Annotated in this window: 24 protein-coding genes; 4 read left to right on the plus strand and 20 right to left on the minus strand. The window is 42.1% G+C overall.

Annotation, left to right across the window (positions count from 1 at the left end; translation table 11 throughout):
* Positions 1-7: 7 nt before the first annotated feature.
* From trpB to leuC, 12 genes are all read right to left on the minus strand, one after another.
* The gene (gene trpB, locus KFB94_00655) at positions 8-1210 is read right to left on the minus strand and encodes a tryptophan synthase subunit beta (protein ID QVL45674.1); all 1203 of its coding nucleotides are present in this window, start codon (positions 1208-1210) and stop codon (positions 8-10) included.
* A gap of 72 nt (positions 1211-1282) precedes the next feature.
* The gene (locus KFB94_00660; GenBank protein QVL45675.1) at positions 1283-1897 is read right to left on the minus strand and encodes a phosphoribosylanthranilate isomerase; all 615 of its coding nucleotides are present in this window, start codon (positions 1895-1897) and stop codon (positions 1283-1285) included.
* A gap of 85 nt (positions 1898-1982) precedes the next feature.
* Complete coding sequence (gene truA, locus KFB94_00665; protein QVL45676.1) at positions 1983-2762, minus strand: tRNA pseudouridine(38-40) synthase TruA; 780 nt, start codon at positions 2760-2762, stop codon at positions 1983-1985.
* A 3-nt stretch (positions 2763-2765) separates the two neighbouring features.
* Complete coding sequence (locus KFB94_00670; protein QVL45677.1) at positions 2766-3404, minus strand: hypothetical protein; 639 nt, start codon at positions 3402-3404, stop codon at positions 2766-2768.
* A gap of 89 nt (positions 3405-3493) precedes the next feature.
* Positions 3494-6142, minus strand: coding sequence for a hypothetical protein (locus KFB94_00675; protein ID QVL45678.1), 2649 nt, complete (start codon positions 6140-6142; stop codon positions 3494-3496).
* 161 nt (positions 6143-6303) lie between these two features.
* Positions 6304-7419: an aspartate-semialdehyde dehydrogenase gene (asd, locus tag KFB94_00680; protein QVL45679.1), complete on the minus strand. Its 1116-nt coding sequence runs from the start codon at positions 7417-7419 to the stop codon at positions 6304-6306.
* A 52-nt stretch (positions 7420-7471) separates the two neighbouring features.
* The gene (locus KFB94_00685) at positions 7472-7591 is read right to left on the minus strand and encodes an entericidin A/B family lipoprotein (GenBank protein ID QVL46505.1); all 120 of its coding nucleotides are present in this window, start codon (positions 7589-7591) and stop codon (positions 7472-7474) included.
* 13 nt (positions 7592-7604) lie between these two features.
* On the minus strand, positions 7605-8099 hold the full coding sequence (locus tag KFB94_00690) for a YajQ family cyclic di-GMP-binding protein (GenBank protein ID QVL45680.1): 495 nt from the start codon (positions 8097-8099) through the stop codon (positions 7605-7607).
* Between the two features lie 74 nt (positions 8100-8173).
* Positions 8174-8485, minus strand: coding sequence for a pyrimidine/purine nucleoside phosphorylase (locus KFB94_00695; protein ID QVL45681.1), 312 nt, complete (start codon positions 8483-8485; stop codon positions 8174-8176).
* Positions 8486-8583: 98 nt separating this feature from the next.
* Positions 8584-9648 (minus strand): 3-isopropylmalate dehydrogenase, encoded by a 1065-nt coding sequence (gene leuB, locus KFB94_00700; GenBank protein QVL46506.1) that lies wholly within the window; start codon positions 9646-9648, stop codon positions 8584-8586.
* 123 nt (positions 9649-9771) lie between these two features.
* The gene (gene leuD, locus KFB94_00705) at positions 9772-10410 is read right to left on the minus strand and encodes a 3-isopropylmalate dehydratase small subunit (GenBank protein QVL45682.1); all 639 of its coding nucleotides are present in this window, start codon (positions 10408-10410) and stop codon (positions 9772-9774) included.
* A 14-nt stretch (positions 10411-10424) separates the two neighbouring features.
* Positions 10425-11831, minus strand: coding sequence for a 3-isopropylmalate dehydratase large subunit (gene leuC, locus KFB94_00710; protein ID QVL45683.1), 1407 nt, complete (start codon positions 11829-11831; stop codon positions 10425-10427).
* A 148-nt stretch (positions 11832-11979) separates the two neighbouring features.
* Here leuC and KFB94_00715 point away from each other — a divergent pair, with 148 nt between their 5' ends.
* Complete coding sequence (locus KFB94_00715; protein ID QVL46507.1) at positions 11980-12822, plus strand: helix-turn-helix domain-containing protein; 843 nt, start codon at positions 11980-11982, stop codon at positions 12820-12822.
* Here KFB94_00715 and cimA read toward each other — a convergent pair.
* The 5 genes from cimA to KFB94_00740 form a co-directional block, all read right to left on the minus strand.
* Positions 12797-14368: a citramalate synthase gene (cimA, locus tag KFB94_00720; protein QVL45684.1), complete on the minus strand. Its 1572-nt coding sequence runs from the start codon at positions 14366-14368 to the stop codon at positions 12797-12799. The two genes, KFB94_00715 and cimA, sit on opposite strands and share 26 nt — an antisense overlap.
* A gap of 20 nt (positions 14369-14388) precedes the next feature.
* Entirely contained in the window at positions 14389-15627 is a 1239-nt protein-coding gene (locus tag KFB94_00725; protein ID QVL45685.1) for an argininosuccinate synthase, read from the minus strand.
* Positions 15627-16544 (minus strand): ornithine carbamoyltransferase, encoded by a 918-nt coding sequence (gene argF, locus KFB94_00730; protein ID QVL45686.1) that lies wholly within the window; start codon positions 16542-16544, stop codon positions 15627-15629. The genes KFB94_00725 and argF overlap by 1 nt, the downstream gene beginning before the upstream one ends.
* Before the next feature lie 20 nt (positions 16545-16564).
* Positions 16565-17749 (minus strand): aspartate aminotransferase family protein, encoded by a 1185-nt coding sequence (locus KFB94_00735; protein ID QVL45687.1) that lies wholly within the window; start codon positions 17747-17749, stop codon positions 16565-16567.
* A 124-nt stretch (positions 17750-17873) separates the two neighbouring features.
* On the minus strand, positions 17874-18032 hold the full coding sequence (locus tag KFB94_00740; protein QVL45688.1) for a hypothetical protein: 159 nt from the start codon (positions 18030-18032) through the stop codon (positions 17874-17876).
* 266 nt (positions 18033-18298) lie between these two features.
* On the opposite strand from KFB94_00740, the gene KFB94_00745 reads away from it, so the two are divergent.
* Entirely contained in the window at positions 18299-19123 is an 825-nt protein-coding gene (locus tag KFB94_00745) for an EamA family transporter (protein QVL46508.1), read from the plus strand.
* Positions 19124-19156: 33 nt separating this feature from the next.
* On the opposite strand, the gene KFB94_00750 is transcribed toward KFB94_00745, so the two are convergent.
* Both KFB94_00750 and KFB94_00755 read right to left on the minus strand, forming a co-directional pair.
* Complete coding sequence (locus KFB94_00750; protein ID QVL45689.1) at positions 19157-19795, minus strand: response regulator transcription factor; 639 nt, start codon at positions 19793-19795, stop codon at positions 19157-19159.
* Positions 19795-21150, minus strand: a complete 1356-nt coding sequence (locus KFB94_00755) for a HAMP domain-containing protein (GenBank protein QVL45690.1) — start codon at positions 21148-21150, stop codon at positions 19795-19797. Before KFB94_00755 ends, KFB94_00750 begins: the two co-directional genes overlap by 1 nt.
* A gap of 96 nt (positions 21151-21246) precedes the next feature.
* Here KFB94_00755 and dhaL point away from each other — a divergent pair, with 96 nt between their 5' ends.
* On the plus strand, positions 21247-21888 hold the full coding sequence (dhaL, locus tag KFB94_00760) for a dihydroxyacetone kinase subunit L (protein QVL45691.1): 642 nt from the start codon (positions 21247-21249) through the stop codon (positions 21886-21888).
* Between the two features lie 27 nt (positions 21889-21915).
* The gene (gene dhaK, locus KFB94_00765) at positions 21916-22920 is read left to right on the plus strand and encodes a dihydroxyacetone kinase subunit DhaK (protein QVL45692.1); all 1005 of its coding nucleotides are present in this window, start codon (positions 21916-21918) and stop codon (positions 22918-22920) included.
* Here dhaK and glnE read toward each other — a convergent pair.
* The gene (gene glnE, locus KFB94_00770) at positions 22903-25662 is read right to left on the minus strand and encodes a bifunctional [glutamate--ammonia ligase]-adenylyl-L-tyrosine phosphorylase/[glutamate--ammonia-ligase] adenylyltransferase (protein QVL45693.1); all 2760 of its coding nucleotides are present in this window, start codon (positions 25660-25662) and stop codon (positions 22903-22905) included. The two genes, dhaK and glnE, sit on opposite strands and share 18 nt — an antisense overlap.
* Between the last annotated feature and the right edge of the window lie 74 nt (positions 25663-25736).

A 25736-nucleotide genomic window follows, 5' to 3' on the forward strand; every position in this document is an offset into this window, starting at 1 on the left:
TATAGATTTATAGAGTGATATTTGCAAGCTGAGCTACTGTATTGATGTCTTTATCGCCTCGGCCAGACAGATTGATTAAGATAATCTCATCTTTACGCATTGTTTTAGCCATTTTTTCGGCATGGGCCAATGCATGGCTCGATTCCAATGCAGGTATTATGCCCTCTGTGCGACACAAACTATGAAATGCAGTCATCGCCTCATCATCGGTTATACCAACATATTCCGCACGCTTAATATCTTTTAACCAAGCATGCTCAGGGCCAACACCTGGATAATCTAAACCAGCAGAAATTGAATGTGTTTCAACAATGTTGCCGTCTTGATCTTGCATTAAGTAAGTTCTATTTCCGTGCAACACCCCAACATCACTATTGGTACTTAAGGGCGCCGCATGCCGCCCAGTTTCTAGGCCATCTCCAGCCGCCTCAACACCAATTAAACGTACATTTGGCACATCAATATAGGGATAAAAAATGCCCATCGCATTTGAACCGCCACCAACACAAGCAACAACCGCATCCGGTTGACGGCCTACCATATCTTGCATTTGTTGTTTTGCTTCAATGCCAATCACTGCTTGAAAATCACGGACCATCATAGGATAAGGATGCGGACCAGCAACAGTACCAATAATATAAAACGTATCTGAAATATTAGTAACCCAATCACGCATGGCTTCATTTAAAGCATCTTTTAACGTTTTGGATCCACTTTCCACAGGCACCACTGTTGCACCAAGCAACTTCATTCTAAACACATTGGGGGCTTGGCGTTTAACGTCCTCACTACCCATGTACACCACACATTTAAGCCCTAGTCGCGCTGCAATTGTAGCCGTTGCAACTCCATGCTGGCCTGCGCCCGTTTCTGCAATCACTCTGGGTTTGCCCATGCGCTTTGCCAATAAAGCTTGGCCGATGGTGTTATTCACTTTATGTGCACCGGTATGATTGAGATCTTCGCGTTTTAAATAGATTTGGGCACCACCAACTTTATCAGACCATCGTTGTGCATGGTAAATCGGACTAGGCCTTCCAACGAAATGTTTTAAGTCATAGGCATATTCGGCCAAAAAGGCAGGATCATGCCGATACTTTTCATACATGAGACGTAGTTCATCTAGTGCTTCAACCAATGTTTCTGCAACAAAAGAACCTCCAAATTGACCAAAATGACCTCTTTCGTCTGGCATATCGTATAACTGCATAACTTACCCTTTGCTTTTGGTGTACGTGAATGACACCAAATTAATCATTTTCATAAATTGCGTTCAATCGTTTCAAGCATTAATTGCCGCCATAAACGCGGCTATCTTTTGTGTATCTTTAATACCTTTACTTTGCTCAACACCACCACTCACATCAACGGCAAACGGCCGCACATGATGTATCGCTTGCTTTACATTCTCTGGCGTTAAGCCACCAGCTAGAATAATGGGTTTAGGCAATTGTTTGGGAATTAAATTCCAATCAAATACCAAACCAGTACCGCCAACCGCAACATCAGAATATGCATCTAAGAGCAGCGCTTTAGCATTTGCATAGTCATGTGCATATTGTATCAAATTTGTGTCAGGTTTAACGCGAATTGCCTTTAAATAAGGTAATCCGTATTGTGTGCACGCGGGCTCGAGCTCGTCTCCATGAAATTGCAATAAGTCTATCCGTACATTTGACAACACCGCATTGATCTCTTGTTGACTAGCATTAACGAATAAAGCAACAACACTAACAAAAGGCGGCAATGCTGCACTAATCAAGGCCGCCTGAGCAACACTTACACAACGTGGACTGGGCGCATAAAACACCAAACCAATGGCGTCTGCGCCATGTCGAACTGCACATAATGCATCTTCTACCCGAGTAATACCACAAATTTTGGTTCGTGTTCGCATAAATCTTGCCACATAGTTGATTGATAAAGATGTAAGACTATCTTAAAGCGGTCATATTGTCACAATTTCATCGCAATCATGCAGGCTAAATAACTGTAATGACGCGTTCATTGCTTGGCAATTGCCACCGTTCATCGTAGCTAACTCCAGTTAAATACAAGCCATTCGCTGAAAATGTTGGTGGGGAAATCGTTCTATCTTGTTGCAAAAGTAAATCGCGAATGAATGACGGCGGGTTTTTTCCATTACCCACATAAATCAATGCACCCAGCATATTACGAACTTGGTGTTGTAAAAATGCATTAGCCGCAAACTTAAAAATAAATTTTTCATCAAATTGTTCTACACTTGCTTGGTATATCGTTCTTACTGCTGTATTGGCTTGACATTCGCTTGCTCTAAAGGCGCTAAAGTCATGCTCTCCAATTAAATAGTGAGCAGCTTCTTGCATTGTTTTTAAATTGAGTGGCAGATGATACCAACCTGCTTTGGTGGCTAAAATAGCCGGGGCAACTGAATGATTAACTAATAAATACTGATAACTGCGTCGCTGTGCTGAAAATCTTGCGTGAAAATCATCCATAACAGTTTTAGACCAAATCACTCGCACCGCATTAGGTAGTAATGCATTAACACCGCGCAGCCATGCGTTCTCAGGTCGATTAGCTGTCGTATCAAAGTGTACAACTTGCATCAGCGCATGGACACCAGCATCTGTTCTGCCAGCGGCATGCAAGCGTATTGGATGCTGTGCAATGGCGCAAATTGCAGCTTCCAAGACATCTTGTACGCCACATCTATTAGGCTGGCTTTGCCATCCACAGTAGTTTGACCCATCGTACTCTATACCCAATACAATTCGCATGTATCAACCTAAATAGAGGGTTACCATGAATAATAAAGCCATCAGCACAATGACAACATAGTCCATCGTAGCCTGCGGTGGATTTTCTAATGCTATCGCCAAATCCATGTCCGGCACCTCAGTTGCCTCTTGGGTTAAATACTGTGAAATACTGTTTGTTAACGATAGTCGATCCGCCTTTGGTTGTTGCAATTCTACATAGTGCAATGTTAACCAAAGTCTTGCAGCAAAACGTTGCACATCAACGCCGCAGTAAGTCAATGGCTGTATTAAAAAGTAAATGCCAGATATTAATTGCTGTTTACTATTCTGCATCAGTATGAGTGATAGCAATGCAAGTAAACTTGCAATTCTGAGCACTTGTTCTAACCCCATCAACAACCCTTCATAAGTTGGCTTAAAAACAATAGTCGAAATAATGACATGTTCACCGGGTGTATTAAATGCAAAAATACTAAACATCACCAAGTAAAACCATTTCAAACGAAAGCTTAGACGAAAGTAATGTCGATTATTAACATATATCAATAAGACAAATAAAATTGGCAACAGTAGCAATAAAGTCGTCAGCTGCCAATAATTGATCAGTAACGCGAAAATAAAAAAAGTAATTAACTGTGTTTTAGTAGTTACTTGATACAAATCATGCTCCTACGATGAGCCAATCTCATATTACGTGACCATTCATATAAAAAGCCGAGCAAAAGCCCGGCTTTCAGAATCAACAAAGATTAAGCCAGTGAGGCCAACATTTGATCGGCGCGTTTACGCTGGCTAATGCTGCCTTCTTTTAACACTTCTTCTAATAATTCTCTGGCTCCATCTTTATCTTCCATATCAATATAAGCCGCGACCAATTCAAGTTTTGTCTCAACTTCCTCTTGCGCTGGCGTCATCACGTCTTCATCAATCATCTCTTCTTCAACCTGCTGTGAAACGTTATCAACAAAAGATAGCTCATCATCCATATCTAAGGAAATGTCCGATACATCCAATACATTATTAGTGTGAGCAGTGTTAACTTCGTTTTGATTATCCTTATCCACACCGAGGTCAAACCCTACTTCGCTGTTATCATTATCTTCTTGCAGTTGTAATGTTTTTGCATCAGCGCCTAAGTCAGCTTCATTAAAGCTCGCGCCTGCAGCAATATCTCTATCTTTCTGTCCGGCATCTTTTAGACTCATGGTTTCAATATCTTGGTTGCGTGTACTTTCTGTTTCTATCGTTGGAAAATCTAAACTAGGTATACTACTAATCACTTTTTTTATTTCTTGATCGCCGGTGTCTGAGGCATTTAAGTCAAATGAAAGCGCCTGCTCCTGTTCATCGAAATTTTCAAGATCTTTATTTTGGCGCGATGCCAATTCGGTTATATCACTATCGACTCTTGCAACCGCAGGATTATCCGTACTAACATTGTCTGATACTGAAAAATCTAAATCAACTTCTGCCGCCAATGGGGAGTCAGAGAAATCTGAAAAATCCAGTGGATCTTCAGATGGCAAATCTATTTGCGGTGCTTTTTCAATAAAATCTGATGTGTCAGTGTTGGTTTTAACACTATTAGATACAGGAAAATCAGCTTCAGATATCTCATCAACCGTATCATTTGTTTTTTGATAAAGCGGATTATTTGGCTCTAATTTAGCCCCCATCTCTATCACTTTTGACCATATTGGATTATCACCACCTAAGCTTACATACAATTCACTCGCAGTGGTTTCAAATGAAATGGTATTTTTATTAGCCGCATACATTTCTAATAATTTCAGATGTAATTCATAGCGTTGCGGTTCTTTTGATATTGCATCTTTTAGAATTTCTTCAGCTTGTGCATCGCGACCATACGCCATATAGACTTCTGCTTCAGCAATTGGATCAACGTCATTTGTATCAATTAAACCATTGCTAGCACTATGGGAGAAATCAGTTAAAAATGAAGTATCGCCTGTGGTTAGTGTGCCTGTCGCTGTATCACCAATAATGGTACTGGCTTTTAAACTACCGGATGTCATGATTCCCTGCTCAAAGTCATCAAGTTTTTTACTTCGCTTGTTTCTAAAGTACAACCAGAGAGCAACCAAGAGAATCACTAACGCTAGCAAGGCGGCTATGAGCGCTTGATTGAAATTTGTTAGCTTATCTAAACCACTTTCAAGCATGTTAGAAAAGAAGTTTGGTTGCTTTTCATTAGACAGCTTAGCACTTGGAGCCATCACTGGCGCTGACTTTTCAGACGTATCGACTGTCGGCTGGTTATCACCCGCTTGTTCTGTCGCTTGTTCTTGCGCGTTTAACATTGCATTGTTTTTAAGCGCCAACAATTTTTGCATGTCTTCAATTTGTTTTTCTAATGCAGCAGTTCTCTCCTCCGCTTCTTTAAGTCCTTTTTCACGTGCAGTAATTTCTTCTTGAAGCGCGGTTATTTTAGCGTTGGCATTTGCTTCTAATTGATTGATATCGGCAGTCGATAATTTCACAACATCTTTGGTGGCACTCTTAACACCAGACAGCTCTTCAGTAGCCGATTTTATTTTGCCACTAGTTGATGGCCCAGTTTCAGCATTAAGCTCTGGTGCTTTTTGCAAAACAACTTCAGCCAGTTTGTTACGATAATTATTCCAATCTGTTGTTTGTAGCTTTATTTCTTGATGAGCATATTGAGTTGTTATTTTACTGAGCGCCTCTTGGGAAGGTGCTTGTAAAATTTTACCGACTTTGAGTCGATTCATATTTTTACCATCAAATGCATCAGGATTTGCTTCAAAAAGTGTAACCAGCACCTGCGCTAAACTCACCCCTGGCTGTTGCATACTACGTGCAACCTTGTAGAGCGTATCACCCCTTTTCGTTAAATGCTCTTGAATCGCTGGCGCAAATGTTGGCTCTTCAGCACTGTCATTAAGGTCAGGCATTTCAACAGTGTCTTTATCCACACGCTTGGTGGTTGGTGCCTGTATTTGACTTGGGCTGGACTCATCAATTGGCGGATCTAATAGTAAAGTATATTGCCTAGTAACACGACCATTACTCCACTCTGCCACTACAAGCAAATCTAAAAAGGGTTCTAAAACAGGGCTAGCAGACGTCAGTACCAAGGTATTGCGACCAGCATCTGTGTTGATACGCAGTTTAACCTCATCATGTAGCGGTAATCTTGTTAATCCTTGTTCAGCGTACGCGGCTTTTGTGTCTAGCTTTGTTTTTAAAGTTGCAAGCTCAGTAGATGTAACCGACAAGAGTTCAACACTTGCCTGCAAGGGCTCTCCAAGTGAGGACGTGACATTAACAGAACCAAGCCCTACCGCTAGTGCGGAGAAAGGCAGTCCTATTAAAAACAAAATAATTGCTATTTTCTTTATTGCTGAGAAATACACTATTTCACCTTAAAATTCAGATGCTTAAATCGTTAAGATTATCGCCATTTATAAACAAAAACAAGCTAACACCAATTAGTGAGAGATGCAAGCGCGTTACCGTTACGTTTTATATCGCTTGGGTTGTTAATGAATACTGTCTCTTTTTACACAAATACATTTTATTGGTCATGCACCAATATACGCAACATACGCCTTAATGGCTCTGCCGCACCCCATAACAGCTGATCACCAACACTAAACGCTGACAAATACGTCTCCCCCATTGCCAGTTTGCGTAAGCGTCCAACTGGCGTTTTCAGTTGTCCGGTAACAGCGGCTGGCGATAGTGATTCTACAGTTGTATCTCGATGATTTGGAATCACTTCTGTCCAATCATTGGCTTCGCTCAACATTTGCTCTATTTCATTTAACGGCACATTTTGCTTCAACTTAAGCGTAAACGCTTGGGAGTGACAGCGCATTGCACCAATACGCACACATAGGCCGTCAATTGGGATTGGATTATTAAGGCGACCAATGATTTTATTGGTTTCAACGCCACCTTTCCACTCTTCTTTACTTTGTCCATTTGCCACTTCCTTGTCAATCCAAGGAATTAAACTACCTGCTAGCGGAACACCAAAGTGATCCGTTGGCATACGCTCTGATTGAATTGTTTCTGCCACCCGTTTATCAATCTCTAGTATAGCTGATGCTGGATTGGCCAATAAGCCTTGAACAGAAGCATGAACAGCCCCCATTTGCGCAATTAACTCACGCATATTTTGCGCGCCAGCACCAGAAGCGGCTTGGTAAGTCATAGAAGTTGCCCACTCAATCAAATCGGCTTTGAAAAGACCATGCAATGACATCAACATAAGTGAAACAGTACAGTTTCCACCAATCCAATTTTTACCACCTGTATGTAATGCCTCTTTGATAACATGCATATTAACTGGATCAAGCACAATCACAGCCTCTTTTTCCATACGTAATGTCGACGCCGCATCTACCCAATGCCCATCCCAGCCATCAGCTCTAAGCTTTGGATAAATATCAGTGGTGTAATCACCGCCCTGGCAAGACACAATCACATCCATGACTTTTAATTCTGCAATATTGTTTGCATCTTTCAAGGCAGGCGAGTGCTTGCCTACATCGGGCGCATCAGCACCTATCTGAGAAGTGGTAAAAAATTGTGGTTCTATATCCGCAAAATCATTTTCTTGGATCATACGCTGCATCAGCACAGAGCCCACCATGCCACGCCAACCAACAAATCCTACTTTCAACATACTTTATCCAATTCTTTTAACCTAATTTTGAGTCAATGTCGTTTTAATCAATTTATTTTGTTGATTTTTGAACCGCTTCACCAGCTTTTTCTAAGTCTTTACCTAACCCATGAACAGTATTGCAAGCCGACAACAGCCCCATTAAACCAATCAGAACCAATAAACGAACCATCATCATGCCTCCGTTAATCTCTAAAATTACCAAATTTAAGCGGGAAATCTGTAATACTTTTTTTTACCAATGCAATGGCCTCTTGCAAAATATCACGCTTAGCACCATTTACACGGACTGCATCACCTTGAATACTGGCCTGCACTTTCATACCGCTATCTTTAATGGCTTTGACAATTCTTTTAGATAAGTCACTGTCAATCCCATCTTTCACAACCAACTCTTGCTTTGACTTGCTGCCAGAAATTGTTTGCACATCTTTATGCTCCAAGCGCTTTGATGAGTCAGGCTCTTTCTTTTCCATCGCTGGTAACAGTATGTCTTTAATCTGATTTAGCTGGAACTCATTATCACCAAACAAAGTAATCACAGCATCTTTATCATTAAATTCAATTTTGGCCGATGTGCCCTTAAAGTCATATCGATTCGTAATTTGTTTTGCAGCGGTATCAATAGCATTGCTTAATGCCACTTTATCAACCTCTGATGTAATATCAAATGAAGGCATGTAGCTCCTTTCAGTAATTTCTATTATGCGTTGACTGAGCACTTATTTGCCACATAAGCAATCAGTCATTAATGTCATTCATAGTGGCAGACGTAATCCAAAGTTTCAACTGTCTCTATATCAAAACTGGTGTTGCCGCCAATCGCAAACTTATCGCCAGCTTGATACTTTTTCCAATCCGCTTGACCAGCCAAACGCACTTTACACACACCAGAATTAATTTCCATCAACTCAGGAGACTCGGTCTTAAAGGTCAATGTGCTTGGAAAAATCACGCCCAAGGTATTACGTGTGCCATTCGGAAATAGCACAGTATGACTCACACATTTACCATCAAAGTAAATATTCGCTTTCTTTTTTACACTTACGTTATCAAACTGAGCCATTTCAAATCTCCTAAATTTGTTTAACTATTATTATCGCAGAAAAGCAACCACCAGTAACGGCAATGTCCTGCTTATTGCTTTTAAAATCAACTACAGCTCTACATTGCTGCGACGATTTGATCGCCCATTTCAGAACAGCTGACTTTTTTCATGCCTTCTTCGTATATATCACCCGTACGATAACCTGCCGCCAATACTTTTTTCACTGCATTTTCAATACGCACAGCAGCCGCTTCATGATCAAAGCTATAACGTAGCATCATGGCAACTGAAAGAATCGTTGCGATTGGATTAGCTAGATTTTTACCTGCAATATCTGGGGCAGAGCCGTGCGAAGGTTCATATAACCCTTGCTTACTTGCATTAAGCGAAGCAGAGGCCAGCATACCGATAGAGCCTGTCAGCATGGATGCTTCATCAGATAAAATATCACCAAAAATATTGCCAGTCACCATCACATCAAACTGTTTGGGGTTACGAATTAACTGCATGGCGGCGTTATCCACATACATATGCGTTAACTCAACTTCGGGGTACTCTTTCGCGACATCAATCACAATTTCTTTCCAAAACTCTGTCGTTTCAAGCACGTTTGCTTTGTCTACAGAACACAGTTTTTTACCCCGTTTCATCGCGATACCAAAAGCCACATGTGCAATGCGGCGCACTTCTGACTCTTTATAAATCATGGTGTTAAAGCCTTCTCGCTCACCTTCTTCGTTCACACGCATGCCTCGTGGTTGACCAAAATAAACATCACCTGTGAGCTCACGTACAATCATAATATCCAAACCTGCAACGACTTCAGGTTTTAAGGTAGACGCATTAGCCAACTCTGGATATAACACTGCTGGTCGCAAGTTAGCAAATAAACCTAAGTCTTTACGAATCGCCAATAAGCCGCGCTCTGGGCGCAGCGGGCGGTCAAGATTGTCATATTGTGGGCCGCCCACAGCACCTAATAATACCGCATCCGCCGCACGGCAGATTTTTTGTGTGAACTCTGGGTATGGATGTCCATATTCATCATAAGCTTGACCACCGAGTGGCGCTTCTGTGAATTCCATTTCTAAACCTTCATTTTTCAAAACATCCAATACGCGCAACGCTTGTTTAACGATTTCTGGGCCAATACCATCACCTGGCAATACTGCAATTTTCATTGTCATCTATTTATCCTAATTATTTAAACTCTTTTGGTCGTCGTTCCCACGAAAGCGAGAATCCATTTTTTTGCTATTTAACGCCACTGGATTCCGTGTCTAGCACGCAATGACGGTATGTGTTTAAGCAAACAACCAAGGTTGGCTTTGTTTATGTTTCTCTTCGAAAGATTTAATCTTTTCAGCATGCAATAGGGTCAAGCCAATTTCATCCAAACCATTCAACAAGTTATGTTTTGAGGTTGGGTGAATGTCAAATGTAAACGTCTCGCCAGAAGGTAAAGTCACGGTTTGTGATGGTAAATCCACATTGAGGCTGTAGCCTTCAGTAGCAGCACATTCGTTAAACAACTTATCCACCATAGCGTGACTCGCCACAATTGGCAACATGCCATTTTTGTAGCAATTATTAAAGAAAATATCCGCATAGCTAGGCGCAATAATCACGCGGAAGCCATAATCTTCAATCGCCCAAGGCGCATGTTCACGCGAAGAGCCACAACCAAAGTTTTCACGCGCTAACATAATTTGCGCACCTTGGTAGCGTGGCTGGTTTAACACAAAATCTTTGTTTAATGGACGATTGCTACAATCCATGCCAGGTTCGCCGTGGTCTAGGTAACGCCACTCATCGAACAAATATGGGCCAAAGCCAGAGCGCTTAATACTCTTTAGAAACTGTTTTGGAATAATCGCGTCCGTATCAATATTGGCGCGGTCTATCGGGCAGGCTAAGCCTTTTAATTGGGTAAATGCTTTCATTTTTTGATTCCTTTTTACAAACTGCGCACGTCAACAAAATGACCTGCAACTGCCGCGGCAACCGCCATGGCTGGGCTCACCAAGTGCGTACGCCCGCCTTGACCTTGGCGACCTTCAAAGTTACGGTTAGAGGTTGATGCGCAGCGCTCACCTGGGCTAAGTCTATCAGCGTTCATGGCTAAACACATACTGCAACCTGGCTCGCGCCATTCAAAACCAGCTTCGATAAAAATCTTGTCCAAGCCTTCTTCTTCCGCCATGCGCTTTACCTGACCAGAACCTGGCACCACCATCGCAAGTTGAATTGAACCGGCTACTTTTTTACCTTTAGCAACGACTGCGGCAGCACGTAAATCTTCAATGCGGCTATTGGTGCAAGAGCCAATAAAAATTTTATCCAGTTTGATGTCTTCAATCGGCGTATTCGCTGTTAAGCCCATGTATTTCAATGCGTTTTCAATGCTGGTACGCTTAGTGGCGTCTTTTTCTTGCGCAGGGTCTGGCACGCGGCCACCCACTGGCAATACTTGCTCGGGCGAGGTACCCCAAGTGACTTGTGGTGCTATATCAGCGCCATTTAATTCCACCACACTATCAAACGTAGCATCCGCATCGGTGGCTAGTGTGTTCCAATACACCACTGCTTTTTCCCAATCGGCGGCTTTTGGCGCATATTGGCGACCTTTTAAGTAATCAGCTGTTTTAGAGTCTGGTGCAATAATGCCAGCGCGCGCACCTGCTTCAATCGCCATATTGCAAATCGTCATACGTCCTTCCATCGAAAGATTGCGAATCACTTCGCCACCAAATTCAATCGCAAAACCATTACCGCCAGCTGTACCAATTTTGCCAATCACGGCCAATGCCACGTCTTTTGCCGTTACACCCACACCCAATGCGCCATCTACACGCACCAACATGCGTTTTGATTTTTTGGCGATTAGCGTTTGCGTGGCTAATACGTGCTCAACTTCTGAAGTGCCAATGCCGTGCGCTAACGCGCCAAATGCACCGTGTGTAGAAGTGTGGCTATCACCACACACCACTGTCATGCCGGGCAAGGTCGTACCGTTTTCTGGTCCAATCACATGAATAATACCTTGGTTGGCATGCTTAAACGGAAAGTACACCAACGCACCTGTTTCTTTAATGTTGTTGTCCAAGGTTTCCACTTGCAAACGTGAAATCGGGTCTTCAATGCCTTTGGCCCAATCTTTGGTTGGTGTGTTGTGGTCTGGGTTTGCCACAATGGTGTCGCTACGCCATGGTTTGCGGTTAGCCAAACGCAACCCTTCAAAGGCTTGTGGGCTGGTCACTTCATGCACCAAATGCCGATCAATATAAATTAAACAAGTGCCGTCTGCATCTTCATGCACCACGTGCGAATCCCATAATTTATCGTAAAGCGTTTTTCCCGCCATAACAGCTCCTTAAAAATTACAAATCGATTTTTATTTTAATGTTGACGCTATGATAAAGACTTTTCAATACCCTAACAAGAATATAGTTTATACTGGTATAAATATTAATAGCCTGTTGATAGGACGTTGATTAATGCATGATAAACAGATTGACAAAAGACGCGCTGAATTAGGTGAGTTTTTACAAGCAATACGTAAGCGCGGCACACCTGAAGCATTTGGGTTCCCTTCAGGTGTAAGGCGTCGTACCGTAGGATTAAGACGAGAAGAAGTTGCTCAACTGGCTAACATGAGTGCCACTTGGTATACATGGATAGAACAAGGGCGTTACATCAATATGTCTGCCGATGCCTTAATACGATTGGCACAAGCATTGAAATTAACACGTACGGAACGTGCATATTTATTTGATTTGGCTGGCAGGCGCGATCCGCAAGGACATATTCAAGAAGAAGATTTAGCCTCAAACACATTAACCACCTTACTAAAAGATATTAAAGTGCCTGCTTATATTTTAGGCCGCACTTGGAATATATTAGCTTGGAACCCAGAAGCACTGACTTTATTTGGAGATTGGTTATCACCTGACATTGATAATGTTGCACCCAATTTATTGAGGCTAGTATTCACGCATCCAAATGCTAAAGATGTTGTTGTTAACTGGGAAACCAGAAGTAAACGCTTGGTGGCAGAATTTAGAGCGGATTGTAGAAGCCGTTTAGAAGAGCCGGAATTACAAAGCTTAGTCACCGAGTTATCAAAAGCCAGCGCCGATTTTGATCAATTCTGGAAGCAGCACGATGTATTGGAGCGTCAAGGTGGATTACGAGAGTTTAATCATCCCAACTTAGGCTTTTTAGCCTACCAACAAGTCACCATGCGCCCTGTTGATCAAGAGCAATTAAAATTGGTCATGTTGTCACCAGCCAGCCAGCGCAAGCAGTCAAAACATGACTATTTAGACACTAAGCAGAATCATGTATCAATTTAAATTCAATCGCATCTTGCAGTGCAATCCAAGATGCCTCCGTAATATCAGTTGACACACCAATGGTGTTCCAGCTGCCGTTGGCGTCTGATGATTCAATCATGACCCGAACCTTTGCTGCTGTTGCTAAATTAGAATCTAACACACGCACTTTATAATCCGTTAACTTCATTTCTTTGATCGATGGATAAGTATCACGCAAAGCATTTCGCATGGCTTTATCTAACGCATCAACTGGGCCATCCCCCTCCGCTGAAGCATTAACAACATCACCATTCACCAAAAATGCAACTTCAGCCTTTGAACTAATCCCATTTTGCGAAGGCTCTTTAATACTGATGTGATAGCGTTGAAGTGTAAAGTAAGTTTGGCTTTTACCTAATAATTTGCGTATACGGACATCAAAAGAATCTTCTGCGTTCTCAAATTGATAGCCTTCATGCTCCAACTCTTTTAAATGATCAAGCACACGCTTAGTATCTGCCGATTCTTTAGTGAGCGCAGGATCAATCGATTGTAGCTTGGCGAGTAACGCACTTCTGCCAGCTACTTCTGACACCACAGTATGCCGTTCATTACCGACTTGCATAGGCGCAATATGCTCATAAGAGATAGGATTTTTATTAACAGCATCAATGTGCATGCCGCCTTTGTGTGAAAAAGCATCGCCACCAACATAGGGCGCTTTTTCATTAAATGGCACGCCTGCTGCTTCATTAATAAATTTAGAAACACTGGTTAAGTGCTGCATTTGTGATTCGGGAATACATTGCATACCTAGCTTAAGTTGCACATTCGGAATGATGGAACTTAAATTGGCGTTGCCGCAACGCTCACCTATGCCATTGATGGTGCCTTGCACTTGCGAAGCGCCTGCTCGAACAGCAGCAATTGAATTGGCAACTGCCATTTCACAATCGTTGTGACAATGAATACCCACCTGGATATCAAACTGTTCAACCACCAACTGGGTCAATTGAAACACTTCTTCTGGGAAAGTGCCTCCATTGGTATCACACAAACACAAGACATCCGCACCAGCATCTGCGGCTGCTTTTAACGTTTGCATAGCATAATCTGGATTTGCTTTATAACCATCAAAAAAATGCTCGGCGTCAAACACAACTTCTTTACCTTGTGTTTTTAAATAGCTAATCGTATCGCTTATCATCGCGAGATTTTCTTCTAGTGAAGTGCGTAGAATGTCGGTGACTTGATAATCCCAACTTTTACCAAAAATAGCGACCGCTTGTGTGTTTGCACTCAACAAAGACTTTACATTTCGATCGTCAGCCGCATGAATGCCAATTTTGCGTGTGCTTCCAAATGCAATGATTTTGGCATGTTTGAGTTTTAAAGTAGCCACACGTGCAAAAAAATCTAAATCTTTAGGGTTAGATCCAGGATTACCTGCTTCGATATAACCCACACCTAAATCATCAAGCCTTTTAACAACTTTTAATTTATCTTCAACGGTAAATGAAACACCCTGCGCTTGCGCACCATCGCGCAGGGTTGAATCGTAAGCAATGACTCTGTTTGTTTGCATTATTGATTTGTTAATGGGACTTATTTATTAATGGGACGTAGCTTAGCTGCAATACGCATCCGCAATGCGTTCAGCTTAATAAAGCCTTCTGCATCTTGATGGTTATAAGCACCAGCATCATCTTCAAAAGTAGCAATATTTGGGTCAAATAATGAATCTGTTTTACTATCACGACCAACTACCGACACATTGCCTTTGTACAATTTAACTCGCACCCAGCCATTCACGTGTGCTTGTGTATGATTAATCAATGTTTGTAGCGCAATACGCTCAGGACTCCACCAGTATCCGTTATAAATCAGGCTGGCATAGCGAGGCATTAAATCATCTTTTAAATGCGCCACTTCTCGGTCTAAAGTAATACTTTCGATACCGCGATGCGCTTTCAGCATAATGGTGCCGCCAGGCGTTTCATAACAACCACGCGCCTTCATACCGACATACCGATTCTCAACCAAATCTAAACGGCCAATACCGTGTTTACCGCCAATGCGGTTTAATTCAGCCAAAATTTCATGCGCTTTCATGGGTTGACCATTTAACGCAACGATATCACCATGTTTATATTCTATATCTAAATATTCAGGCGCATTGGGGGCTTGCTCAGGACTAACACTCCAGCGCCACATAGCCTCTTCCGCTTCCGCCGCGGGGTCTTCCAAATGACGACCTTCGTATGAAATATGCAACAAGTTTGCATCCATTGAATATGGGCTACCGCCTTGTTTATGCTTCATATCAACAGCAATCCCATGTTGCTCGGCGTATTGCATTAATTTTTCGCGACTGAGCAAATCCCATTCACGCCATGGCGCAATGATTTTAATTTCAGGATTTAATGCATAAGCACCTAATTCAAACCGCACTTGGTCGTTGCCTTTGCCCGTTGCACCATGTGAGACGGCATCTGCATTGGTTTCTTTGGCAATTTCAATTAATCGTTTAGAAATTAATGGGCGCGCAATCGAAGTGCCTAATAAATATTCACCTTCGTAAATAGTGTTTGCTCTAAACATTGGGAACACAAAATCACGCACAAACTCTTCGCGCAAATCATCAATATAAATATCTTTCACACCTGCAGCTGTTGCTTTAGCCCGCGCTGGCTCTAACTCTTCGCCTTGACCCAAATCTGCGGTAAATGTCACCACTTCTGCTTGATAAGTATCTTGTAACCATTTCAAAATCACAGAGGTATCTAAACCGCCGGAATAAGCCAACACTACTTTTTTAATATCACCTTTTTTAACATTACTCATTATTTTACTTTTCCTAACAATAAATATTCCATCAAGGCTTTTTGTACATGCAGCCGGTTCTCTGCCTCTTCCCACACCACTGAGTTAGGGCCATCAATCACATCAGCACTCACTTCTTCGCCACGATGCGCAGGTAAGCAGTGCATAAATAATGCATCTGGCTTAGCTACTTTCATCATCTCAGCATCCACTTGCCAGTCGGCAAAGTCTTTACGACGCTCTTCGTTTTCAGCTTCAAAACCCATACTCGTCCACACATCAGTGGTCACTAAATCTGCGCCTTTTGCCGCATCCATTGGATCTTTAAACTCTTCAAAATGGTCTGTGCCATATAAATTAGCGCGCTCTGGTTCAACCTCATATTCAGGCGGGGTAGAAACATGCATATTAAAATCAAGCACTTCCGCAGCTTGTAACCATGTGTTGCACATATTGTTAGAATCACCAATCCAAGCAACCGTTTTGCCTTTAATCGAACCTCTATGCTCAATATAGGTAAAAATATCGGCCAAAATCTGGCAAGGATGGTATTCGTTGGTCAGCCCATTAATCACGGGCACACGCGAATTGGCAGCAAAACGCTCGATAATACTTTGTTCAAAGGTACGAATCATGACCAAATCACTCATGCGAGAAATGACTTGCGCAGCATCTTCCACTGGCTCTCCACGACCTAATTGTGAGTCGCGCGTATTGAGATAAATTGCCGCGCCGCCTAATTGATGCATGCCTGCTTCAAATGATAAACGTGTGCGTGTACTGGCTTTTTCAAAAATCATGACCAAAGTACGGTCTTCTAACGGCCAGTATTTTTGATAGCTTTTGAATTGTGATTTAATCCAAGCAGCACGCTCGAAAATATATTCAATTTCATCGCCTGCCAGGTCATTAAATTGCAAAAAGTGTTTAATACTCATAACGGTTAACTATTCTTCGCTTACGCTGTTTTTAAAAATTGTTCGACCACATGCACTAGGCGATTAACCAGTATTTGCGCCTCTTCTTGGCTGATGATTAATGGTGGCAATAAGCGAATCACTTTATCTGCTGTTACATTAATCAACAACTTGTTTGCCAACGCTAGTTTCACCAACTCAGCACATGGCCTATCCAATTCAATACCAATCATTAAGCCAGCATGTCTAATATTCACAATAGCAGGATTATCTTTAAATGCTGCGGCAAATTGCTCATGAATAAAGTCACCCATGGCCTGCGCGTTTTCACGTAATTGCTGACGCTCAATAATCTCCAATGTGGCCAGCCCTGCTTTAGTTGCAAATGGATTGCCACCAAACGTAGATCCGTGCTTGCCTGGTGTAAACACTTCGGCTGCTTTTCCTTTTGCAACACACGCACCAATTGGCACACCAGAACCCAAGCCTTTAGCCAGCGACATCACATCAGGTATCACGCCTGTATGCTGAAAGGCAAACCACGTACCAGTTCGCCCGATACCGCTTTGTACCTCGTCTATCATTAACAGCCAGTCATTATCATCACAAATTTGACGTAAACTTTGGAAATAGGCTTGCATATCACTAGGAATATGAATGCCGCCCTCGCCTTGGACAGGCTCAACTAAGATAGCCACAACATTATTTTTACGCGCAGCAACCTGCTTTACTGCATCCACATCATCAAATGGCACACGCACAAAACCACTGACTAATGGCTCAAATCCAGCTTGCGCCTTACGATTACCTGTTGCCGACAATGTTGCTAAGGTCCGTCCATGAAACGACTTTTCCATCACGATAATTTCGGGATTTGCGATACCTTTGTTGTGTGCGTACAAACGGGCTAATTTAATCTGTGCTTCATTTGCTTCACAGCCTGAATTGCAAAAAAAGACTTTATCCATCCCTGAAATAGCCGCAATTTTATCCGCTAACTGAGCTTGCTCGGCAATGTGATAAACGTTTGAAACATGAATCAATGTTGACGCCTGCGCATTAATGGCTTTAACAAAATCTGGATGTGAGTGACCTAAACCGGTTACTGCAATACCAGAAAGTGCATCAAGATATTGCTCGCCTTGATCGTCCCATAACCAAACGCCCTGTCCTTTTGTGAAAGTCACAGTTAATCTGCCATATGTATTCATTAAATGTTGCGACATAAAATTCCAATAACGCTAAAGCAGCAAAGCTTGAGGCATTGCATACCAAAATATCAACACGTTTTCAATCGTGTCCTATAAAACAAAAACGGCGGCTAAGGCCGCCGTTACAGCTTCACCTTAACTACCCATTCACCAATACTAATCGAATACCTTCACTGGCGACAACTAATATTAAAAATGTAGATATCGCCAATACGAACATCTTTTTACGAGCCAAAAGCGCGGCTGTTGTTGCAACATCGGATTGAGAAACTTTAATTGGTAATGTTTTTTTCATCATGAATGCTAAAAAGATTAGTATTTCAGTAGCTGGAAGAGTAAAGCAAAAGTGCATTTTATGCAAGATTTCAAGCGATAATCTATGTGATTAACAAGCGAAATTTAAGATTCAAAACGCTTTCTACATCAGAAAGTAGTCGCTGTTAAAATACTGGATGTCTCAGTCACTTTTAACGTTAGTATTTCAATACATCTCACTGACATTATCAAATATTCAACATGACCAACAATAAACCATCACAATCGACACCTTTTGGTAGCTTATGGATGCTCCTTGCCGCTCTCGGCTTTGCCATCATGGGGGCTTTAGTTAAAGCTGGGTCAGTTAAATTCTCAAGTGCAGAGCTGGTATTTTATCGTTCGTTGTTTGGTTTTCTGATGATATTCACGTTTATCCGCATCAAGCATTTACCGGTCAAAACACCACACCTAAACAAACAACTAGCCCGTGCGTTGATTGGCTTTATCGCACTACTCATGTTTTTTTATGCCATCAGCCACTTACCGTTAGCAACCGCCATTACGCTTAATTACACATCGCCACTATTTCTTGCTGTATTCATGCCATTTATGCTGCATGAACAACCCAAAAAAACACTCTATCTAGCCATATTAATCAGTTTTATTGGTATCGCACTATTGTTCAAGCCCAGCTTGGCAAGAGAAGACTTGTTTGCTAGCATCGTTGGCCTATGCTCTGGTATTGGTGCTGGATTAGCTTATCTGCATGTCAAACAACTGGGCAACTTATATGAGCCAGACTGGCGCACAGTTTTTTACTTCACGCTTACTTCAACAATAGGGGCAGGTATTTGGATGCTATTTGATCGCATTTCTAGCATTACATGGCAAGATTTACCTGTGTTATTGGGATTGGCTGTTTCAGCAACCGTAGCGCAACTTGCATTAACTCGCGCCTATCGCACAGGAAAAACACTATCAGTTGCAAATCTGAGTTATACAACTGTGGTGTTTTCAAGCTTATTTGGCATACTATTTTGGGGTGAACATTTATCAATAACAGAATGTCTGGCAATTGGACTGATTATTGTTGGCGGCGTGCTCAGTACTTATAGCGCAAAATCGTTATAAGTAATTAATTTGTAAGAATCAGCTATGGGAAGATTAAGGGTCTATTAAGCCACTGCGCATGGCTATTAAGGCAATTTCTGCCGAATTGCTTGCATTCAACTTCTGTTTAATATTGTATAAATGTGTGCCTACCGTACGTGGACTTAAAAATAAATTCTCTGCAATTTCATTGGTTGTCTTGCCTTTAGCCAACGACATAAACACTTCAAACTCACGTTCGCTCAGAACATCAACAGGGTTTTGTGCGCCGGATAATTGCTGAATGGCCATTTGTTGTGCCACAGTCGCCTCGATATATTTTTTGCCTGATGCCACTGAGCGAATCGCTTTAATTAACTCCTCGGCTGCGCTACGCTTAGTCACATAACCCATAGCACCTGCATTGAGAACACGCTTTGGATGCACAGAGTCTTCGTGCGCTGAAAGCACCAATATCTTTGCAGATGGCTCTTTAGCCAAAATGCGTTCAATGGCCTCCATGCCGCCCATGCCTGGCATGGTAATATCCATAACAATCACATTGGGTTTATGCTCCATGTAAAACTTAATGGCCTCTTCACCATTTTCAGCTTCAGCAATGACTTTAATATCATCAGAAGTCTCTAACAACATTTTGAAGCCCATGCGAACTACCGCATGGTCGTCCACCAACATTACACTTATCTGACTCATTATTGTGTCCCTATTTTTACCGCGTTTGGTATTTTTATATGAATTGCTGTGCCATTGCCGAGTTCAGCATCTACTCTAAAACTGCCTTGCAGACCCTGAACACGCTCTCTGATGCCTAATAAACCAAAATGATTGGTTTGATCTACTGCATGAATATCCATGCCTTTACCGTTATCTTTAATGATTAATTCTAGCGCATTTTCATCAGTTAACATTAAATCAATCTCTAAGATAGTAGCTTGTGCATGTTTAATCGCGTTGTTAATTGATTCTTGTACCATTCTATACAAATTGATATTTAAAGTTTCACCTAGCGCGTCGAGCTTGCCCGTTAAATGCAAACGCACATCCAAATGTTTGTGTTGTTCTTGCAAGGTATTCACTAAATCTTTTAACGTCTCTGGTAACCCCAAATTATCTAAGGAACCTGGTCTTAACTGTTTAATAATATTGTGCATACCATCATAAATATGGTTTGCTGCGCCAACAATCGTTTGCGCGCTTGCCTCAACTTCGGGTGCTTTTTCTTTCGTTTTGCTGGCAATCGCCACCGCAAATGTTTTAATTGCGGTCACATATTGCCCAAGTTCATCGTGCAACTCTCTGGCCAAACTCCGACGCTCTTCTTCAATACGCTTTTGAATCAGATGGGTCACTTGACGACTTTCTTTCAACTCATGCTCAACAGCCAGCGATTCTGCCATTCTGTTTAAGCTATGCCCAATCTTCTCAAATTCAGGCGATTTAAAATTAGGTAAACGTGCTGTTAAATCGCCCTTTTCCAATTGGTTAATGGTTTTTAGAATGGGCTGTAATGGTTTAAGCAAACTGCCCAGCATCCAATAAACACCCGCATTGAGCGCGATAAAAAAGCCTAACCAAATCCAAAATATCTTTTGTAATTTTGCCCAAGATTCACGAATAGTACCACTCGGGTTGGGTCTCACTTCTAACTTGCCTAGTTTACCCAAGCGAATAAATCGCATCACTGGCTCTGCTTTGGGGTCTAATAAATGATTAAACCAATCTGGGGGTATGATATCCGAACGATATTCTGGCCTTGGCGATTGATAGATAATTTGACCATTGTGGTCATACAAATAAATCTCGTTACTTCTAACACGCCCGAGTTGCTCTAAAAAGCGTTTCATCACACCATTAGAGTATCCAAGATCTAGATTACTACTCGCGCTTAAAATAACGGCATCAAGCAACTGGGTTGTGACATGGGTAGCAGCTTCTACACTTTCTTGGGTAGCTGATTTGGCCGCTTTAATGAGAATAAAGCCTACCGCCAACATAAACAGTAGCATGAGCAATGTAATAATTAAGTTTAAGCGAAGTCGTAGGCTCATTGTTTCTTGTAAAAAATGCAATCAAAAATGTTGTAATGAAAATCTAACATGTGTAGAGTTTAGCAACCAACTATCATTAGAAACATAGTGTATTTCATGAGTTTACAAACTGATTTTATCTGTTCGGCCGCCTCCTCTATCTACAACGCCATTATTTCACAAAAGTCCGATATAGAGACGCTTGATCAAGCGATTGGGGATGGTGACCACTATATTAATGTCCTGCGCGGCGCCGAAACAATTGCCAATATGCAGGATGAATTGGCATCGCTCGCGCCAGATGAAGCGTTGAATAAAATTGCCATGAAACTGCTCAGTACTGTTGGTGGGGCAGCGGGCCCATTATTTGCTAGCTTATATATGGGCATGGCAAAAGTAATCAAACACAATGGCGGCAATACGACATTAGACATTGCCGTGGCTTTTGCAGGCGGTGTGCAGGAATTAATCAAACGCGGCAAAGGTAAAGTAGGCGAAAAAACCATGTTGGATGTACTGGTGCCTGTTGCACATACGTTTATTTTTAGCACAATTGAGCACAAAAGCACCCAGGAAATTTGTATTGATATTCAAGCCGCAGCAGACAAAGGTTTAGCTTCAACACGCGATTTAGTCGCAACAAGAGGTCGCGCTGCTGGCTTGGGCGAACGCACCATTGGGCACCTAGATGCAGGGGCAAAAAGTTGCCAAGTCATGATAAATGAAGTGTGTAATTTAGTATTAAAAACAAATCATTAATTAAATTGATTAAAGTATATTATTAATATGAAAAAATTTGTCAATCAAGTCGATAACATGCTTGCTGAGAGCTTATCTGGTTTTGCAAAAGCCCATACTGATTTGGTATCACTACACTTGGCGCCCAATTATCTAACACGCAAAACGAAAGCAAATAATAAGGTGGCCATTATTTCCGGCGGTGGCGCAGGTCACGAACCATTACATGCCGGCTTTATTGGTAAAGGCATGCTAGACGCCGCTTGCCCCGGCCAAGTATTTACTTCACCGACCCCCGATCAAATGATCGCAGCCGCCGAGGCGGTGCATGCCGATAAGGGCGTGTTGTTTATTGTCAAAAATTATGCGGGTGATGTGATGAACTTTGAAATGGCGGCAGAAATGCTTCCCTTCGAAAACGCAACCGTACTGACGAGCGATGATTGCGCCGTGATTAATAGCACCTATACCGAGGGAAGGCGCGGTGTGGCTGGAACCGTTATCGTCGAAAAATGTGTGGGAAGCCTAGCGGAAACGGGCGCAGATTTACAAACCTGCAAAGCATTTGGCGATAAAATTAATGCACAAACAGCCAGTATCGGCGTTGCCTTAACAAGCTGCACCTTACCAGCGGCTGGTAAACCTACGTTTGCAATCAATGAATCAGAAATAGAAATGGGCGTTGGTATTCATGGTGAGCCAGGTCGCAGACGCGAAACCATGCGTGAGGCAGATGCGATAATTAACGATATGATTGATGCCATTTTGGCGGATTTGCAATCGAGAAAAATAAGTTATAAAAAAGGTGCTGAAATTTTACTGTTAATCAATGGTCTAGGTGCAACGCCATTAATGGAGCTCTATTTACTGTATAACACAGCCGAAAAACGACTCAATGATCATGGGCTTAAAATTGAGCGTTCATTAGTTGGCAATTACACAACGGCCATCGATATGGCCGGGGCATCCATTACCGTTTGCGTGCTAGATGATGAAATCAAACAACACTGGGACAGCCCTGTACATACTGCAGCATTAAGATGGAGCGTTTAGAGTAAATACACTGTTCCAAAGCATTTTCACTGCTTCAGCGTGCGCTTGCACGTGTTGATATTGTACTTTGGCTTGCATATCACCTTGTAGACGAGAAGCATGTTGCAAACGGCGATAATCGCGATAAGCATCGCTCACTTTTTGCGCTAAACCAGCGTCAATAATTCCCAGTTCTGCAAGTTGATTGAGTAAAGCAATATTGCCTAAGTTTTGTGTTAACACCGCATGCTCTGCAGCATGCGCCAGCACTAAATATTGCACAATAAACTCAACATCAATAATGCCGCCTACACTCTGTTTCAAGTCGAATAAATCGGCATTATGATGTTGTGCCAACCGCATTTTTTCTCGCATGGCTACCACATCGGCACTTAATTTATTCGGGTCGCGTGTTTGTTGAATAATGGCTTGACGAATATGGGAAAATGCTTGGCCAATCTGCGGGTCGCCGGCAACAAAACGTGCTCTAGTGAGCGCCTGATGTTCCCAAACCCATGCGCGTTTTTGTTGATACGCTTCAAAAGCATGGATAGAACTGACCAATAAACCACTGTTGCCATCGGGTCTTAATTGCAAATCAATTTCATATAAGATACCCGCAGCCGTTAAACTATTAAACCAATTATTAATGCGCTGTGCAAAACGTGCATAAATACCGCCTACATCTGGCGCAGCGTCATCATATAAAAAAATGACATCTAAATCAGAGGCATAACCCAACTCTTTGCCGCCCAACTTGCCGTAACCAATCACCGCAAACTTCGGTATATCAATGTGTTTATATTTAAACGATTTCCAAATAGTCGGAATAGTTACGTCAACAATCAGGTCGGCTAAAGCACTCAAATAATCTGATAAGGTTTCTAATGACAACTGTCCTGCAATATCCTGCGCGGCAAACCGAAAAACAGTCGCATGCTGAAAGCGACGCATGGCATCCATTTGCTGCTCAGTATCGCCGTCAGAAGCCGCCATCAAATGCATTAATTCAGTTCGCAAAGCAGTAAAATCGGGTGCTGCATACAACGTCGCCTCGTCTAAAAGCTCATCTAAGACAATGGGATGCTGAATCAAATATTGCGCACACCAGGCACTCGCGCCGCACAAACGCACCACCAGCGCCAACGCGCCAGGAAACTCGGCCATTAGCGCCAAATAACTGGCGCGGCGACAAACAGCATCAATTAAATCGATACTACGCATTAACGCTATATCCGCATTTACATCTTGGCTAGCGGTTGTGATTAATATTGGCAACAATTGGTTAACCCGTTGCCGACTCAATTCGGGCAGTTGTTTGTATTTATGGCCTTGATGTAAATGCTGAATTTGCTTAAATAGATCTTGCGGTTTTGTAAAACCTAACTGCGCTAAAGCGGCAATACTCTCATCCTCGCTTAATTGTGCTTCCCATACTTTCTGCGCCATCATAACGGCTTTATCTGCCTCGCCAGTTGGCTCAGCACTGACCATACTAAAGGTTTGATCAAACTGAATCTGCACAGCGTCACGGTGTTGATTTAACACCACCAAAAAAGCATCCCAGCTTACAAAACCCATTGCGTTGGCTATGCGTAGCTGTGCTTCTGCTTGTTTAGGCAAATCTTGCGTTTGAGCGTCTTCCACATACATCAAACGATGTTCTAAATTGCGTAAAAAAACGTAAGCATGACACAAAGCATCCACTATTTCGGGTGGTAATAGTTGCTTATCTTTTAATAAAGCCAACACTTGCAAGGTCGGTCGAATTTGCAAACTTGTCTCTTGCCCACCGCGAATCAATTGGAACACTTGCGCGATAAATTCAATTTCACGGATACCGCCTCGACCCAGCTTAATATTATCTTTGCCACCAGTCACTTGGGCACTACGCACATTAACTTCACGTTGAATTTGCACTTTTAAATCACGCATACTGGCAAGCGCGCCATAGTCTAAATATTTACGATAAATAAATGGTTTAAGCAAAGTGGTAACCGTCTCGCCACCCGTTATTTCACGGCCTTTAATCCACGCATAACGCTCCCACTCACGCCCATTGTTTTGATAATAGTTTTCTAAGGCATCTAAGTTAGAAACCAACACACCTTCATTGCCAAAAGGACGTAAACGCATATCCACGCGAAACACAAAACCATCTTCTGTTGCATCATCCAATACCGCAATAAACTGTTTGCCTAATTTGACAAAAAAATCATGATTACTAATGCTATTTTCACCATTTGTTTTACCCTCTTGTGCATAAGCAAAAATCAAATCAATATCGGAAGACACATTTAACTCTGCACCGCCCAACTTACCCATGCCAATCACAACCAAGGTCTGCAAGCTACCATCGCTGCCAATTGGTTGACCATAGATTGCGCTGAGCCATTGGTGTAAATGTGTAACCGTTAGCTGAATCGCAAAGTCAGCAAAATTGCTGATGGTTGTAACAACCTCATGAAAATCGGCCAATCCATTTAAATCACGCAAAATAATGCGTGCCAACACCCGCTTTCTTAAAAATCTTAAGGTTTTTTTTAAGCTTTTTTCATCCTTTATTTCATGGCGATCAACAAAATCTTGCATTTCCGCTATTTGATAAGAAACGTCATGATTCTCTAGCAAATCTACTAGCAATGCATGGTCTTTAGATAAAAGCCTTGTTAAAAATGGACTGCAGCGCTCAATCTGCTCTAAATAAGTTTTCTGCAAAGTGCTAATTGTGGCGCCATTGGCTGATGTTAGTGGTATTGACATACTGTTTTTGGGGTAATATCTTAGATAATAATTAATTAAAAAAATATAAATACATCATTTAGTTTAGGGGAGTT

It is taken from the genome of Methylophilaceae bacterium (genome assembly GCA_018398995.1).
Taxonomy (GTDB): domain Bacteria; phylum Pseudomonadota; class Gammaproteobacteria; order Burkholderiales; family Methylophilaceae.

Coding starts and splice junctions, on each gene's coding strand:
- trpB (QVL45674.1), bottom strand. CDS start 1,210: ATGCAGTTATACGATATGCCAGACGAAAGAGGTCATTTTGGTCAATTT.
- KFB94_00660 (QVL45675.1), bottom strand. CDS start 1,897: ATGCGAACACGAACCAAAATTTGTGGTATTACTCGGGTAGAAGATGCA.
- truA (QVL45676.1), bottom strand. CDS start 2,762: ATGCGAATTGTATTGGGTATAGAGTACGATGGGTCAAACTACTGTGGA.
- asd (QVL45679.1), bottom strand. CDS start 7,419: ATGTTGAAAGTAGGATTTGTTGGTTGGCGTGGCATGGTGGGCTCTGTG.
- KFB94_00685 (QVL46505.1), bottom strand. CDS start 7,591: ATGGTTCGTTTATTGGTTCTGATTGGTTTAATGGGGCTGTTGTCGGCT.
- KFB94_00690 (QVL45680.1), bottom strand. CDS start 8,099: ATGCCTTCATTTGATATTACATCAGAGGTTGATAAAGTGGCATTAAGC.
- KFB94_00695 (QVL45681.1), bottom strand. CDS start 8,485: ATGGCTCAGTTTGATAACGTAAGTGTAAAAAAGAAAGCGAATATTTAC.
- leuB (QVL46506.1), bottom strand. CDS start 9,648: ATGAAAATTGCAGTATTGCCAGGTGATGGTATTGGCCCAGAAATCGTT.
- leuD (QVL45682.1), bottom strand. CDS start 10,410: ATGAAAGCATTTACCCAATTAAAAGGCTTAGCCTGCCCGATAGACCGC.
- leuC (QVL45683.1), bottom strand. CDS start 11,831: ATGGCGGGAAAAACGCTTTACGATAAATTATGGGATTCGCACGTGGTG.
- cimA (QVL45684.1), bottom strand. CDS start 14,368: ATGCAAACAAACAGAGTCATTGCTTACGATTCAACCCTGCGCGATGGT.
- KFB94_00725 (QVL45685.1), bottom strand. CDS start 15,627: ATGAGTAATGTTAAAAAAGGTGATATTAAAAAAGTAGTGTTGGCTTAT.
- argF (QVL45686.1), bottom strand. CDS start 16,544: ATGAGTATTAAACACTTTTTGCAATTTAATGACCTGGCAGGCGATGAA.
- KFB94_00735 (QVL45687.1), bottom strand. CDS start 17,749: ATGTCGCAACATTTAATGAATACATATGGCAGATTAACTGTGACTTTC.
- KFB94_00740 (QVL45688.1), bottom strand. CDS start 18,032: ATGATGAAAAAAACATTACCAATTAAAGTTTCTCAATCCGATGTTGCA.
- KFB94_00745 (QVL46508.1), top strand. CDS start 18,299: ATGCTCCTTGCCGCTCTCGGCTTTGCCATCATGGGGGCTTTAGTTAAA.
- KFB94_00750 (QVL45689.1), bottom strand. CDS start 19,795: ATGAGTCAGATAAGTGTAATGTTGGTGGACGACCATGCGGTAGTTCGC.
- KFB94_00755 (QVL45690.1), bottom strand. CDS start 21,150: ATGAGCCTACGACTTCGCTTAAACTTAATTATTACATTGCTCATGCTA.
- dhaL (QVL45691.1), top strand. CDS start 21,247: ATGAGTTTACAAACTGATTTTATCTGTTCGGCCGCCTCCTCTATCTAC.
- dhaK (QVL45692.1), top strand. CDS start 21,916: ATGAAAAAATTTGTCAATCAAGTCGATAACATGCTTGCTGAGAGCTTA.
- glnE (QVL45693.1), bottom strand. CDS start 25,662: ATGTCAATACCACTAACATCAGCCAATGGCGCCACAATTAGCACTTTG.